This window comes from Variovorax sp. AC103, assembly GCF_979254005.1.
Map to the genome: position 1 here is coordinate 163332 of NZ_CEEDFC010000004.1, position 13944 is coordinate 177275.

Here is a 13944-nt window from a genome sequence, read left to right on the forward strand (position 1 = left end):
GCCTCGCCGGCCACCCGAGGCCGGCCTTGCGCTGCATTTGCCGTGTGCCTGCAGCGCCAACTCCTTTCATCCTTCTGAACAAGCGTCCCCGAGGCGCCTTTTCCCGGATAACGCGAACCATGAATACGGCGGATGCCAAGCGCATTCTCGAAACCGCCTTGATCTGTTCGAGCCAGCCGTTGCCGGTGCGCGACATGCGCGTGCTGTTCGACGACGCACTGGGCGTGGACACCATCAAGGTGCTGTTGCTTGAACTGCAGGAAGACTGGGCGCAGCGCGGCCTGGAGCTTGTGAGCGTGGGCAGCGGCTGGCGCTTTCAGAGCCGGCCCGAAATGCGCGACCATCTCGACCGCCTGCATCCCGAGAAGCCGCCGCGCTACACGCGCGCCGCCCTCGAGACGCTGGCCATCATTGCCTACCGCCAGCCCGCCACACGCGGCGACATGGAAGACATCCGCGGCGTGACGATCAATTCGCTGATCCTCAAGCAACTCGAGGACCGCGGCTGGGTCGAGGTCATCGGCCACCGTGAAACCGTGGGCCGGCCGGGCCTGTACGCCACCACGCGCCAGTTTCTCGACGACCTGGGCTTGGCCTCGCTCGACCAGTTGCCGTTGATCGAAACGCCGGCCCAGCAGGCGGCCCTGGTCGACGCGCTCGAGCGGGCCTCGGGCGACCAGCAGGGCTTGCCGATGGATGCGGCGCCGGAAGTGGTCGAAGTCGCGGAAAACGCGGAAATTGCGGACATTGCTGGAATTGCCGAGGCGGTCGAAGCCGCCCAGGCGCAGGTGGCCGAGGATGCCGCATCCGCCGAGGCGCCCGAAGCCTTGTCCGTCCCAGAAACAGAACCCGAAGCCGAATCCACGGCCGAGCCGGAACCCGCGTTCGCTCAAGCCGCGCCACTGGCCCCAGAACCCGATGCCTCGTCTGCGGACGAGGCCGGCCCCTCCGCTCCTTCCCCCGGAAAAACCTCATGAGCACACCCGACACCGACGACGCGGCCATGCTGCCTGCCGAACCCGAAGTCAAAAAGAAGAAACGTGCGACCGCGCCCAAGAAGGCCGCAGGTGAGGCGGTTGAAGCGGTAGCGCCGCAAGCTGCGACGCCTGAAGCTGCGCCCGTGGACGCTGAAGCGCCGAAGAAGCCGCGCGCGCCTCGCAAGAAGAAGGTGGCGGACGGCGCGGCGGCTGCGTCCGATGCGCCAGCGGTGGCCGTAGAGGGCGCCGTGGTAGTCGAAGAGGCCCCCGCGGGTGTCGATCCGGTGGTGGCCGTTGCCGCCCGGGTCGAGGCGCCCGTCGATGCAGCGCCGGAAGAGGCCGGGAAGCCGGCGCCTGCGCCTGCGCAGCAGGCCGGTCAAGCGACCCAGCCAGCGCAGGTCGTCCGCAATGACGGCAGCGACGAGGACGAAGACGACGAGGAAGAGCCCGACGAGGAAGAGGACGATCTCGACCGTGCCCGCCGCGCCGCGGAGCGCGAGCAGCGCCATGCGCTGCCGCCCGAGCCGATCCGCTTCGCCGACGTCATTTCCGGCCAGTTCGACGCCGACGAGGAAAGCCCGGAAGTGCCGCCGCTCAAGCGCGTGCTGCTCCCCGAGGCCGACTCGCCCAAGCTGCACAAGGTGCTGGCGCAGGCAGGCCTCGGTTCGCGGCTCGAAATGGAGCAACTGATTCTCCAGGGCCGCATTTCCGTCAACAACGAGCCGGCGCACATCGGCCAGCGCATCCAGTTCGGCGACCAGGTCAAGATCAACGGCAAGCCCATCCGCTTCCGCATCGCGCCCCCGCCGCCGCGCGTCATCGCGTACCACAAGCCTGTGGGCGAAGTGGTGACGCACGACGATCCGCAGAACCGCCCGACCGTGTTCCGCAAGCTGCCGCGCCTGCAGCAAGGCAAGTGGCAGTCGGTCGGCCGGCTCGACCTGAACACCGAAGGCCTGCTGCTGTTCAGCAGCTCGGGCGACCTGGCCAACCAGCTGATGCACCCGCGCTTCGGCCTGGAGCGCGAGTACGCGGTGCGCGTGCTGGGTGCGCTCACCAAGGAAGAAAAGCAGAAGCTGCTCGACGGCGTACGCCTGGACGACGGCATGGCGCAGTTCGGCACCATCGAAGACGGTGGCGGCGAAGGCTCCAACTGCTGGTACCGCGTGACCATCTCCGAAGGCCGTAACCGCGAGGTGCGCCGCCTGTTCGAGTCGGTGGGCCATGCGGTCAGCCGGCTGATCCGCATTCGCTACGGCGCGATGGTGCTGCCGCGCGGCCTGAAGCGCGGCGCCTGGATGGAGCTCGACGAGCGTGACATCCGCGCGCTGTTCCAGGCGTCCGGCGGCGCGGCTGCGCGCCCCGACCCGCAGCAGGCGCGGGGTCCCGGCCAGGACGGCGGCGGCAATGGCCGCAACGGCCGCAACAAGAAGCGCCGGGGCAACCGCAATGGCGGTGGCCCCGGTGGCGGCCAGCCGCGCGACATGCGCGACGGCCGCGACGAAGGCGCCCGCGAGGGCCCGATCCCGAGCCCGCTGGGCGACGGTCGTGCGCCGCGCGGCGACCGCGGGGATCGCGGCGGTCGTGCCAACCGCGGCCCTGGCAACGGCGGTCCGCCGCAAGGCCAGGCACGCCGCGGGAACGGCAATGCCGGCAATGGTGGCAACCGCCAGGGCGGTGGCGGCAATCGCCAGGGCGACGACCGTCAACCCAGCGGTGCCAACCAGCCCGATCCGATGAAAACTTCACTCGGCTACATCGGTGCCGACAGCTTTTCGCGCCAGCGCAAGGAGCAGCGTGGAGCCCCAGGTCGCCGCAGCGGCGGTGGTGGCTACGGCGGTCCGGCAGGGCAGGCCGGCGGACGGCGCCGCGGGCGCTGAAAGCCAGCCGACGGAGCGCGGCCTTTCGCGGGGTTTTCACCAACCGCGAAGGCTGCGCCGGTTAAAATCAGAGGCTTTGTCGACAGGTGACGCAACCAAAGCGTTGCAGTTGTGACAAAACACTTCAAAATCAAAGCTTCAGGAAGCATTTCAATGGCTATCGAACGTACCCTCTCCATCATCAAGCCCGACGCAGTTGCCAAGAACGTCATCGGCAAGATCGTCTCCCGTTTTGAAGCAGCCGGCCTCAAGGTCGTCGCCGCCAAGCTGGTGCACCTGTCGCGCAACGAAGCCGAGCAGTTCTACGCCGTGCACAAGGAACGCCCCTTCTTCAAGGACCTGGTCGAGTTCATGATCTCGGGCCCGGTGTTCGTGCAAGCGCTCGAAGGCGACAACGCCATCGCCAAGAACCGCGACCTCATGGGCGCCACCGACCCCAAGAAGGCAGCCGCCGGCACCATCCGCGCCGACTTCGCCGACAGCATCGACGCCAACGCCGTGCACGGTTCGGATGCGCCTGAAACCGCAGCGAACGAAATCGCCTTCTTCTTCGCCGGCCTCAACGTCTACGCACGCTGAAGAGCCGCATCTCGACCGATTCCATGACCACAGTCAACCTGCTCGACTTCGATCTCGAGGGGTTGGCTGCGTTCTGCGAAAAGCTCGGCGAGAAAAAATTCCGCGCCACGCAATTGTTCCGCTGGATCCACCAGCGTGGCGCGAGCGACTTCACCCAGATGACCGATCTGGCGAAGTCGCTGCGCGAGAAACTCGCGACCACCGCGCGCGTGGAGGCCTTGCCGGTTGTCACGCAGCACGAATCCAAGGACGGCACGATCAAGTGGCTGTTCGACGTCGGCGACGGCAATGCCGTCGAAGCCGTATTCATTCCAGAGGACGACCGCGGCACCTTGTGCGTATCGTCCCAGGCCGGCTGTGCGGTCGGTTGCCGCTTTTGCTCGACCGGGCATCAGGGCTTCAGCCGCAACCTCAACACGGGCGAAATCGTCGCCCAGCTGTGGTTTGCCGAACATTTCCTGCGCAAGCACCTCAAGCGCAACGAACGCGTCATCTCCAACGTGGTGATGATGGGCATGGGCGAGCCGCTGCAGAACTACTCGGCACTCGTGCCCGCGCTGCGCACCATGCTCGACGACAACGCCTACGGGCTGTCGCGCCGTCGCGTGACGGTGTCGACCTCCGGCGTGGTGCCCATGATCGACCGCCTGGGCACCGATTGCGCCGTCGCCATGGCCGTGTCCCTGCACGCCCCGAACGACGCGCTGCGCGATGACCTCGTGCCGCTCAATCGCAAGTACCCCATTGCCGAGTTGCTCGAAGCCTGCAAGCGCTACCTCGCGCATGCGCCGCGCGACTTCATCACCTTCGAGTACTGCATGCTCGACGGCGTGAACGACCAGCCCGAACACGCGCGCCAGTTGATCGAACTCGTGCGCAAGCACGACGTGTCGTGCAAGTTCAACCTCATTCCGTTCAATCCGTTTCCGGCCTCCGGCCTGCTGCGCTCGCCGCAGCCCCGAGTTCTCGCTTTCGCGAAGACGTTGAGCGAAGCAGGGCTCGTGACGACCGTGCGCAAGACGCGCGGCGACGACATCGACGCCGCCTGCGGCCAGCTCGCCGGCGACGTCAAGGACCGCACCCGTGCGGCCGAACGCATGGCTCAGCGCCGTGCCACGGAGAGCCCGATCGTGATGCACCCGGTTCGCAAGACCATTCCCCAGGAGCACTGAACCCATGAGCATGGCCTTTTCGATGACGACCGTGAACGCGCAGCGGCTGTTTGCCGCGAGCTTTGCCGGCGTCGCCGTGGCGTTTTTGCTCTCGGGCTGCGTGAACACCCGAACCACCACCACCAGCCTGGCCGACAGCAGCTCCAGCCGTGGCGTCGAGGTCGTGACCGAGTCGGACGAAAGCTCCCGCCAGCGCCGCGCGCGCCTGCGCATGGAGCTCGCTTCGGGCTATTTCGAACAGGGCCAGACCACGGTGGCACTCGACGAGATCAAGCAGGCGCTGGTGGCCGACCCCAACAACGCGGACGCCTACAACCTGCGCGGCCTCGTCTACATGCGCCTGGACGACGCCGGGATGGCCGAGGACAGCTTCCGCCGCGCCATCGCCATCAGCCCGCGCGATGCGAACGCGCGCCACAACTACGGCTGGCTGCTGTGCCAGCAGAACCGCTACGGCGATGCCGCGGCGCAGTTCACCGAGGCACTGGCCGTACCCAGCTACCCCGACCGCGCCAAGACGCTGATGACCCAGGGCGTGTGCGAACTCAGGGCCGGCCAGCGCGTGCAGGCCGAGCGCAGCCTCATGCAGGCCTACGAGATCGACGCCGGCAACCCGGTGGTCGGCTTCAACCTGGCCTCGGTGCTCGCGCAACGCGAGGAGTGGTCGCGTGCGCAGTTCTACATTCGCCGCGTCAACAACAGTGCCTCGGCCAGCGCCGAGACGCTCGCGCTCGGCATCAAGATCGAGCGAAGACTCAACAACCGCGAGGCTGCCGCGCAGTTGGGCGGTCAACTGCAACGACGCTTCCCACAGTCGCGGGAGGCAATCGCGTACGAACGCGGGAATTTAAATGACTGATCGGGTTTCGGAGTTCGGCACTTCCGTGGCGCAGACGCTCGAGGAAGGCGACATCACGCACAAGACGGCCGGCGACCTGCTTCGCGAGGCGCGCGAGGCTCACGGCCTGCACATCGAGATGGTGGCGGCCGCGCTCAAGGTGCCGCCGCAGAAATTGCTGGCGCTCGAGGCGGACGATATTGCCTCGCTGCCCGATCCGGTCTTCGCGCGCGCGCTGGCCAGCAGCGTGTGCCGCGCACTGCGCATCGATCCGGCGCCCGTGCTGGCGAAGCTGCCTTCCACGCAAAGGGTGTTGCTGGCCGAGTCGGACCGCACGCTCAAGAGTCATGTTTCTTCGGGCACGCCGCGCTGGAACGGCAGCAGCGGCCGCTCCAGCGGCCTGCCGTCGCGCGCGCTCGTGACTGTCGTGGTGCTTCTGTTGATCGGCGCGGGCGCGCTGTTCTGGCTGCCTCAGTCGGTCTTCGACCAGGTCGGCGCCTCCGTGTCGCGACTGACGGCAAAGAGCGGCTCCGACGCCGGCTCGACCGCCGAAGGTTCGGCGAATGGCGCGACTTCTGCGGATGGCTCCGGCGTGGTCGCCTCGACCGTTCCGGCCCAGCCTGCGGCGCCGAGCGGGTCGGTCGGTCAAACGCCGATCGCTTCGACCGGCACCCCGGTTGCCGTGGCACCGGCGGCGGCGGCATCCGCGCCCGTGGCGCCTGCCGCGAGCAGCAGCCAGCAACTTGTTTTCGTGGCGCGTGAAGAGTGCTGGGTCACTGTGACCGAAGCCGGTGGCAAGCAACTGCTTCGCCGCAGCCTGAAGGCGGGTGAAACACTGGGCCTGTCGGGCACGCTGCCACTGTCCGTCGTGGTCGGCCGCGCGTCGAGTGTCGATGTGCAGGTTCGAGGCCAGCCCTTCGACCTGAAGCCGGTCACCAAGAGCGGTGGCGTGGCCCGTTTCGAGGTGAAATCATGACGAACGAGTGCCTTCCCGTTGCCGTGGGACCCATCGAGGCGGCCGCGCCCAAGGCGCGCCGCTCGCGCCAGGCCAGTGTGGTCTGGGGCCCGCGCGTGGTCACGGTCGGCGGCGACGCGCCCGTGCGCGTGCAGTCCATGACCAACACCGACACCGTCGATGCCATCGGCACCGCGATTCAGGTGAAGGAGCTGGCCATCGCCGGCTCGGAAATGGTCCGCATCACGGTCAACACGCCGGAAGCCGCGGCGCAGGTGCCCTACATCCGCGAGCAGCTCGACCGCATGGGCATCGACGTGCCGCTGATCGGCGACTTCCACTACAACGGCCACCGCCTGCTCACCGACTATCCGGCCTGCGCCGAGGCGCTGAGCAAGTACCGCATCAACCCCGGCAACGTGGGCAAGGGCGACAAGAAGGACAAGCAGTTCGGCCAGATGATCGACACCGCGATGCGCTGGAACAAGCCGGTGCGCATCGGCGTCAACTGGGGCAGCCTCGACCAGGAATTGCTCGCCAGCCTGATGGACACCAACAGCCAGCGCGCTCAGCCCTGGGATGCCAAGCAGGTGATGTACGAGGCGCTGATCACCTCGGCCATCGAGTCCGCCAAGCTCGCTGAATCCATGGGCATGGCTGGCAACCAGGTCATCCTGTCGTGCAAGGTGAGCGGCGTGCAGGACCTCGTCTCGGTGTACCGCGAGCTTGCCAGGCGCTGCGATTATTCGCTGCACCTGGGTCTTACCGAAGCCGGCATGGGCACCAAGGGCACGGTGGCGTCGGCCACGGCGCTGTCGATCCTGCTGCAGGAGGGCATCGGCGACACCATTCGCGTGTCGCTCACGCCGCAGCCGGGCGAGTCGCGCACGCAGGAAGTGCTGATCGCCAACGAAATCCTGCAGGCGCTGGGCCTGCGCGTGTTCGTGCCGAGCGTCACCGCATGCCCGGGGTGCGGGCGCACCACCAGCACCACTTTCCAGGAACTGGCCAAGCAGATCGACGACTACCTGCGCATGCAGATGCCGGTCTGGCGCACCAAGTATCCCGGTGTCGAGGCGTTGAAGGTGGCCGTCATGGGCTGCATCGTCAACGGCCCCGGCGAGAGCAAGCACGCCGACATCGGCATCAGCCTGCCCGGTACCGGCGAGGCGCCCGCCGCACCGGTCTTCATCGACGGCGAAAAGGCCCTCACGCTGCGCGGCGACAATATCGCCAACGAGTTCCACCAGCTCGTCGAAACCTACATCGAAAAGCGCTTCGGCGGCGAGCACGCCGTCGCTGCCTGACACCTCCGCGGAATCCATGGCTGAAAAATTGAATGCCGTCAAAGGCATGAACGACATATTGCCGCCCGAATCGGCGCTCTGGGAGTGGCTCGAGGCCACCGTGCGCGACCTGATGGGGCGCTATGCGTACCGCAACGTGCGCACGCCGATCCTGGAGCACACGGCGCTGTTCGTGCGCGGCATTGGCGAAGTGACGGACATCGTCGAGAAGGAGATGTACGCCTTCGAGGACCGTTCCGACAAGCATGGTCAGGCGGAACATCTGGCCATGCGGCCCGAAAACACCGCCGGCCTCGTGCGTGCGGTGATCGAGCACAACATGCTCTACGACGGCCCCAAGCGCCTCTGGTACACAGGCCCGATGTTCCGTCGCGAAAAGCCGCAGCGTGGACGCTACCGCCAGTTCCACCAGATCGGAGCCGAAGCCCTGGGCTTTGCCGGCCCCGATGTCGATGCCGAACTGATCCTGCTCGCGAGCGCGCTCTGGAAGGCCATCGGGCTGACCGACGTGCGGCTCGAGCTCAACAGCCTGGGCCAGCCTGCGGAGCGCGCACTGCACCGCGCACGGTTGATCGCCCACTTCGAGCAGCACGCCGACAAGCTCGACGAAGACGGCAAGCGCCGCCTGCACAGCAACCCGCTGCGCATCCTCGACACGAAGAATCCCGCGATGAAGGACGTCGTCGAATCGGCGCCGAAGCTGATCGACTTCCTCGGCGCCGAATCGCTCGCGCACTTCCAGGGGTTGCAGGCCATCCTCAAGGCCAATGACATCGCCTTCACGATCAACCCGCGCCTGGTGCGCGGCCTGGACTACTACAACCTGTCGGTGTTCGAGTTCGTGACCGACCGGCTCGGCGCGCAGGGCACGGTGTGCGCCGGCGGCCGTTATGACGACCTGATCGCCCAGATCGGCGGCAAGCCCGCACCGGCCGTGGGCTGGGCCATGGGCGTGGAGCGCGTGCTCGACCTGCTCAAGGAGCAGGGCGCCGATGTGCCTTTGCCGGTACCCGACGCCTACGCGATCGTGCCCGACGCCGCCTCGATGCCGGTGGTGCTGCGAACGCTGCAACAACTGCGCGAAGCGGGCGTGCGCGTGCAGATGCATGCAGCCACCGCCGAAGGGCTTGCCAGCTTCAAGGCACAGATGAAAAAGGCGGATGCCAGCGGCGCCCGCCACGCACTGATCTTCGGCGCCGATGAACTTGCACGCGACGAAGTGACTCTGAAAGCGCTGCGCGACGCTAGCGTCCCGCAGACCGCACGGCCCCTCGCAGAAGTGGCCGCCTGGGCCGTCACCCTACAATCGCCGGCTCCCAACATCTGACAGCGCATGGCAACCCCTCTCGACCTCGAAGAACAGGAACAGCTCGACCAGCTCAAGCATTTCTGGAACACCTACGGCACCCTGATCACCTGGGCCGTGCTGCTCGTCGCCGGCGCCTTCGTGGCCTGGAACGGCTGGCAGTACTACCAGCGCAGCAAGGCAACGCAGGCCGCAGCCCTTTACGACGAGGTCGAGCGCAGCACGCAGTCCGGCGACGTCGAGCGCATCCAGCGCGTGCTGGGCGACATGAAGGAACGCTTCGCCTCCACCACGTACGCGCAACAGGCCGGCCTGCTGGTCGCCAAGACGCTGTACGAGAAGGGCAACACCGAAGGTTCCCGTGCCGCGCTCACGTGGGTGGCGCAAAGCGCCATCGACCCGGGCTACCAGGCCATTGCCAAGCTGCGTCTCGCGGCCGAACTGCTGGACGCCAAGTCGTACGACGATGCGCTCAAGCAGCTCGACGGCAGCGTGCCGAAGGAATTCGAACCGCTGGTGGCCGACCGCAAGGGCGACATCTACCTGGCCCAGGGCAAGCGCTCCGAAGCGCAAGCCGAATACCGCAAGGCCTGGACCGGCCTTGGCGCCACCTCCGACTACCGCCGCCTGATCGAGATCAAACTCAACGCGGTCGGTGTCGATCCGAAGAGCCTGGCGCCTGTCGTCACGGTCACACCCGCTGCCCCCAAAACTCCCTGACCGCATCATGAATTTCAAGCGTTTCGTGCCTGAATCGACCGCCCTGCGTGCGGGATCAGCTCTTGTTTTGGTAGCGTTCCTCGCCGCCTGTTCCGGCAGCGGCAAGCCCAAGCCCGAAGAGTTGCCGGCCAACCCGGCCCTCGTGGGCGTTCGCCAGGCCTGGACGGTGCGCATTCCCGAGGTCAAGTTCGCCCTCACCACCGACATCAGCGGCGACACGGTCACGGTGGCCGGCAGCGACGGTACGGTGGTGGCCATCGACGCCCGCGCCGGGCGCGAAACCTGGCGCGCCAGCGTCGGGGCTCCGATTGCAGCCGGCGTCGGCAGCGACGGCACCATGGCCGCGGTAGTCACCACCAACAACGAGCTGGTTGCGATCGAGAACGGCAAGGTCCTGTGGAAGCAGAAGCTGTCGGCGCAGGCCTTCACGGCGCCGCTGGTTGCGGGCCGCCGCGTGTTCGTGCAAACCGCCGACCGCAGCCTCAGCGCCTGGGACGGCCAGAGCGGCCGCCGCCTCTGGATCCAGCAGCGCACGGGTGAAAACCTCGTGCTGCGCAAGTCGGGCGTGCTGATCGCCGTGGGCGACACGCTGGTCGCGGGCATCGGCGGCCGTCTCGTGGGCATCAACCCGGCCAACGGCACTTCGCGCTGGGAGTCGCCCATCGCGGCACCGCGCGGCACCAACGACGTGGAACGCTTGGTCGACCTGACCGGCAGTGTGAGCCGCTTCGGCGACACGGTCTGCGCGCGGGCGTACTACGCCAGCGTGGGCTGCGTCGAAACCGTGCGCGGTTCGCTGGTGTGGAGCAAGCCGGCTTCGGGTGCGGACGGCCTCAGCGGCGACGACCGTTTCATCTACGGCACCGAATCCGACGGCAGCGTCGTGGCGTGGCGCCGTGCGGATGGCGAGCGTGCCTGGCAGATGTCCCGCCTGAAGAACCGCGAGCTGACCGCGCCGCTGGCCGTGGGCCGCTCGCTCGTCATCGGCGAAGGCACCGGCACGCTGCATTTCGTGTCTCGCGAAGACGGCGCGCTGCTCAATCGCGTCACGCCCGATGGCTCCGCCATCGCCGTCACGCCGGTCCTGGCCGGCAACACGGTCGTGGTTGTGACTGCCAAGGGTGGTGTGTTTGGCTATCGCCCTGAATAACTTTTACTTTTTGCAAGGCCCGATCATGAAAACCGCGCCATCGAAAGGCCGGCCATGAAGCCGGTCGTGGCCCTGGTCGGGCGCCCCAATGTGGGCAAGTCGACCCTCTTCAACCGCCTGACGCAGACGCGCGACGCCATCGTCGCCGACTTTGCCGGGCTCACGCGCGACCGCCATTACGGCAACGGCCGACTGGGCAAGCACGAGTTCATCGTCATCGACACCGGTGGCTTCGAGCCCGACGCTGGCAGCGGCATCTACAAGGAAATGGCCAAGCAGACGCGGCAGGCCGTGGCCGAAGCCGATGTGGTGATTTTCGTGGTCGATGCACGCGAAGGCCTCTCGGCGCAAGACCACGACATCGCCAACGAGCTGCGCCGCCTGGGCAAGCCCTGCGTGCTGGCTGCCAACAAGGCCGAAGGCATGCTCGACGGCACCAAGCTCGTGGATTTCTACGAGCTCGGCTTCGGCGACGTCTACGGCGTGTCCGCGGCGCACGGGCAGGGCATGCGCGACCTGGTCGAGCTTGCGCTCGCACCGCTGAACCTGCCGGACCCCGAGGACGAGACCGACGAAGACGACGCCAACAAGCCGATCAAGCTGGCCGTCGCCGGCCGGCCGAACGTGGGCAAGTCGACGCTGATCAACACCTGGCTTGGTGAAGAGCGCCTCGTGGCGTTCGACATGCCGGGCACCACGCGCGACGCCATTTCCGTGCCCTTCGAGCGAAACGGCCAGCGTTTCGAACTGATCGATACGGCCGGCCTGCGCCGCAAGGGCAAGGTGTTCGAGGCGATCGAGAAGTTCTCGGTGGTCAAGACGCTGCAGGCCATCGAGTCTGCCAACGTCGTGCTGCTGCTGCTCGACGCGACGCAGGGCGTGACTGACCAGGACGCGCACATTGCCGGCTACATCCTCGAGAGCGGACGGGCCGTGGTGATCGCCATCAACAAGTGGGATGCGGTCGACAGCTATCAGCGTGAGCAGATCCAGCGGCAGATCGAGACGCGCCTGCCTTTCCTGAAGTTCGCGGCGCTGCATTTCATCTCGGCGATCAAGCGTCAGGGCCTGGGTCCCGTGTGGCAGGCGATTGCGCAGGCTCACAAGTCGGCCACGCGCAAGATGTCGACTCCGGTGCTGACCCGGCTGCTGCTGGAGGCAGTGCAATTCCAGGCGCCCAAGCGCGGCGGCATGTACCGCCCGAAGCTGCGCTATGCCCACCAGGGCGGCATGAACCCGCCAGTGATCGTGATCCACGGCAATTCGCTGGAGCACGTGACCGACGCGTACAAGCGCTTCCTCGAAGGGCGTTTCCGCAAGGAGTTCGACCTGGTGGGCACGCCGTTGCGGATCCAGTTCAAGAGCTCGGCGAATCCGTTTGCCGACAAGGACGACTGAGCGCGGATCGGGTCTTGGCCGCCGATGGCGGCTCTTGACTTGACGCTGTAACGGAAGTTCCGTCTTTCCAGAGACGTTATTTTCTCAAGGCTTTTGACCCCGGTTGCTGCAGCGCAGAAACCCTGTGTTATGGTCATCTCTCCAACAACTACTCTTGAACACGGAGAATATCGTGAGCAATAAAGGGCAACTTCTGCAAGACCCGTTTCTGAACACTTTGCGTCGCGAGCATGTGCCGGTTTCCATTTATTTGGTCAACGGTATCAAGCTGCAAGGCCAGATCGAGTCTTTTGACCAGTACGTCGTGTTGCTTCGCAACACGGTGACACAAATGGTCTACAAGCACGCCATTTCCACCATCGTGCCGGGTCGTGCCGTCAACTTCTCGGCCTCCGAGAGCGAAGACGCCGCTGCCTGATCGCGCGGAGCGCGGCGGCTCCGGCTGCCGCGCTTTTTCCCTATTCTGACCCCGCTTGTCTGAACCGATCCCCCGCCAGGAAGGCGCCGCCGTTCTCGTCGGTGTCGATTTCGGGCTGCCCCATTTCGACAGCGAACTCGAGGAACTCGGCCTGCTCGCGCAGACCGCGGGCCTGACGCCTGTCGCCCGTCTCGCGTGCAAGCGCAAGGCGCCTGACGCCGCATTGTTCGTTGGCAGCGGCAAGGCCGAAGAAATCAAGGAACTGGCTGCCCTGCACAGGGCCAGCGAAGTCATCTTCGATCAATCGCTGAGCCCTGCGCAGCAGCGCAACCTCGAACGCCAGCTCGACGTTGCGGTCTACGACCGCACTTTCCTCATTCTCGAGATCTTCGCCCAGCGCGCACGTTCGCACGAAGGCAAGCTGCAGGTCGAGCTCGCTCGCCTGCAGTACCTCAGCACGCGGCTTGTCCGTCGCTGGTCCCACCTGGAGCGCCAGACCGGCGGAGCGGGTGTGCGCGGCGGCCCGGGCGAGAAGCAGATCGAGCTCGACCGCCGCATGATCAACGAGTCGATCAAGCGCACACGCGAGCGTCTTGCGAAGGTGCAGAAACAGCGCGGGACTCAGCGCCGCCAGCGCGAGCGTCGCGAGACCTTCAACATCTCGCTGGTGGGCTACACCAACGCGGGCAAGTCGTCGCTGTTCAATGCGCTGGTCAAGGCCCGCGCCTATGCGGCAGACCAGTTGTTCGCCACGCTCGACACGACCACGCGCAACCTCTATCTGGGCGACGCGCGGCGGCAGGTGTCCATCTCGGACACCGTGGGCTTCATCCGCGACCTGCCGCACGGGCTGGTCGATGCGTTCAAGGCCACGCTGCAGGAGGCGGTCGACGCCGACCTGCTGCTGCACGTGATCGACGCCTCCAACCCCCACTACCCCGAGCAGATGGCCGAGGTGCAGTCGGTCTTGCGCGACATCGGCGCGGATGGCGTTCCGCAACTCCTGGTGTTCAACAAGCTTGATGCTCTTGAAAGCACGCAACATCCGCTGCATCTGCAGGACGAGATGGAAATCGACGGCGTGCAGGTTCCTCGCATCTTCCTCAGTGCCAGGAGCGGCGAGGGCGTGCCGCTGCTGCGCGCCGAGCTCGCACGGCAGTCGGGCTCCATAGCCGATACGATGACCCCTGAGGCGGACGCTGAATTGCATGATTCCGCCGATTGATTGGGCACAATCCCGCCAC

Annotated in this window: 13 protein-coding genes; all 13 read left to right on the plus strand. The window is 66.5% G+C overall.

Going from position 1 to position 13944, the window contains the following annotated elements; genetic code table 11:
• Positions 1-119 precede the first annotated feature (119 nt).
• The 13 genes from scpB (at position 120) to hflX (ending at position 13925) form a co-directional block, all read left to right on the plus strand.
• Positions 120-977, plus strand: a complete 858-nt coding sequence (gene scpB / locus AC0IYU_RS07395) for an SMC-Scp complex subunit ScpB (RefSeq protein ID WP_472114706.1) — start codon at positions 120-122, stop codon at positions 975-977.
• On the plus strand, positions 974-2857 hold the full coding sequence (locus AC0IYU_RS07400; protein ID WP_472114709.1) for a pseudouridine synthase: 1884 nt from the start codon (positions 974-976) through the stop codon (positions 2855-2857). Before scpB ends, AC0IYU_RS07400 begins: the two co-directional genes overlap by 4 nt.
• A 153-nt stretch (positions 2858-3010) precedes the next feature.
• Positions 3011-3436, plus strand: coding sequence for a nucleoside-diphosphate kinase (gene ndk / locus AC0IYU_RS07405; protein WP_056521682.1), 426 nt, complete (start codon positions 3011-3013; stop codon positions 3434-3436).
• A gap of 23 nt (positions 3437-3459) precedes the next feature.
• Positions 3460-4608 (plus strand): dual-specificity RNA methyltransferase RlmN, encoded by a 1149-nt coding sequence (gene rlmN, locus AC0IYU_RS07410; RefSeq protein ID WP_472114712.1) that lies wholly within the window; start codon positions 3460-3462, stop codon positions 4606-4608.
• A 4-nt stretch (positions 4609-4612) separates the two neighbouring features.
• The gene (gene pilW / locus AC0IYU_RS07415; protein ID WP_472114714.1) at positions 4613-5467 is read left to right on the plus strand and encodes a type IV pilus biogenesis/stability protein PilW; all 855 of its coding nucleotides are present in this window, start codon (positions 4613-4615) and stop codon (positions 5465-5467) included.
• On the plus strand, positions 5460-6422 hold the full coding sequence (locus AC0IYU_RS07420) for a RodZ domain-containing protein (RefSeq protein ID WP_472114717.1): 963 nt from the start codon (positions 5460-5462) through the stop codon (positions 6420-6422). The genes pilW and AC0IYU_RS07420 overlap by 8 nt, the downstream gene beginning before the upstream one ends.
• The gene (gene ispG, locus AC0IYU_RS07425; protein ID WP_472114720.1) at positions 6419-7708 is read left to right on the plus strand and encodes a flavodoxin-dependent (E)-4-hydroxy-3-methylbut-2-enyl-diphosphate synthase; all 1290 of its coding nucleotides are present in this window, start codon (positions 6419-6421) and stop codon (positions 7706-7708) included. Before AC0IYU_RS07420 ends, ispG begins: the two co-directional genes overlap by 4 nt.
• Positions 7709-7724: 16 nt before the next feature.
• The gene (gene hisS, locus AC0IYU_RS07430) at positions 7725-9035 is read left to right on the plus strand and encodes a histidine--tRNA ligase (protein ID WP_472114723.1); all 1311 of its coding nucleotides are present in this window, start codon (positions 7725-7727) and stop codon (positions 9033-9035) included.
• Between the two features lie 6 nt (positions 9036-9041).
• Positions 9042-9734 carry a YfgM family protein gene (locus AC0IYU_RS07435; protein ID WP_472114726.1) on the plus strand — a complete coding sequence of 231 codons (693 nt, stop codon included), beginning with the start codon at positions 9042-9044 and terminating at the stop codon, positions 9732-9734.
• Positions 9735-9741: 7 nt separating this feature from the next.
• Positions 9742-10884 carry an outer membrane protein assembly factor BamB gene (gene bamB / locus AC0IYU_RS07440; RefSeq protein WP_472114729.1) on the plus strand — a complete coding sequence of 381 codons (1143 nt, stop codon included), beginning with the start codon at positions 9742-9744 and terminating at the stop codon, positions 10882-10884.
• Between the two features lie 54 nt (positions 10885-10938).
• A complete protein-coding gene (gene der, locus AC0IYU_RS07445; protein WP_472114732.1) occupies positions 10939-12282 on the plus strand; it encodes a ribosome biogenesis GTPase Der in 1344 nt (447 codons plus the stop codon).
• A 172-nt stretch (positions 12283-12454) separates the two neighbouring features.
• Positions 12455-12700 carry an RNA chaperone Hfq gene (gene hfq / locus AC0IYU_RS07450; RefSeq protein ID WP_435438615.1) on the plus strand — a complete coding sequence of 82 codons (246 nt, stop codon included), beginning with the start codon at positions 12455-12457 and terminating at the stop codon, positions 12698-12700.
• A gap of 55 nt (positions 12701-12755) precedes the next feature.
• A complete protein-coding gene (gene hflX / locus AC0IYU_RS07455; protein WP_435484019.1) occupies positions 12756-13925 on the plus strand; it encodes a GTPase HflX in 1170 nt (389 codons plus the stop codon).
• The last annotated feature ends 19 nt before the right edge of the window (positions 13926-13944 follow it).

Coding starts and splice junctions, on each gene's coding strand:
- hisS (WP_472114723.1), top strand. CDS start 7,725: ATGGCTGAAAAATTGAATGCCGTCAAAGGCATGAACGACATATTGCCG.
- rlmN (WP_472114712.1), top strand. CDS start 3,460: ATGACCACAGTCAACCTGCTCGACTTCGATCTCGAGGGGTTGGCTGCG.
- der (WP_472114732.1), top strand. CDS start 10,939: ATGAAGCCGGTCGTGGCCCTGGTCGGGCGCCCCAATGTGGGCAAGTCG.
- pilW (WP_472114714.1), top strand. CDS start 4,613: ATGAGCATGGCCTTTTCGATGACGACCGTGAACGCGCAGCGGCTGTTT.
- bamB (WP_472114729.1), top strand. CDS start 9,742: ATGAATTTCAAGCGTTTCGTGCCTGAATCGACCGCCCTGCGTGCGGGA.
- AC0IYU_RS07435 (WP_472114726.1), top strand. CDS start 9,042: ATGGCAACCCCTCTCGACCTCGAAGAACAGGAACAGCTCGACCAGCTC.
- AC0IYU_RS07400 (WP_472114709.1), top strand. CDS start 974: ATGAGCACACCCGACACCGACGACGCGGCCATGCTGCCTGCCGAACCC.
- scpB (WP_472114706.1), top strand. CDS start 120: ATGAATACGGCGGATGCCAAGCGCATTCTCGAAACCGCCTTGATCTGT.
- ndk (WP_056521682.1), top strand. CDS start 3,011: ATGGCTATCGAACGTACCCTCTCCATCATCAAGCCCGACGCAGTTGCC.
- AC0IYU_RS07420 (WP_472114717.1), top strand. CDS start 5,460: ATGACTGATCGGGTTTCGGAGTTCGGCACTTCCGTGGCGCAGACGCTC.
- ispG (WP_472114720.1), top strand. CDS start 6,419: ATGACGAACGAGTGCCTTCCCGTTGCCGTGGGACCCATCGAGGCGGCC.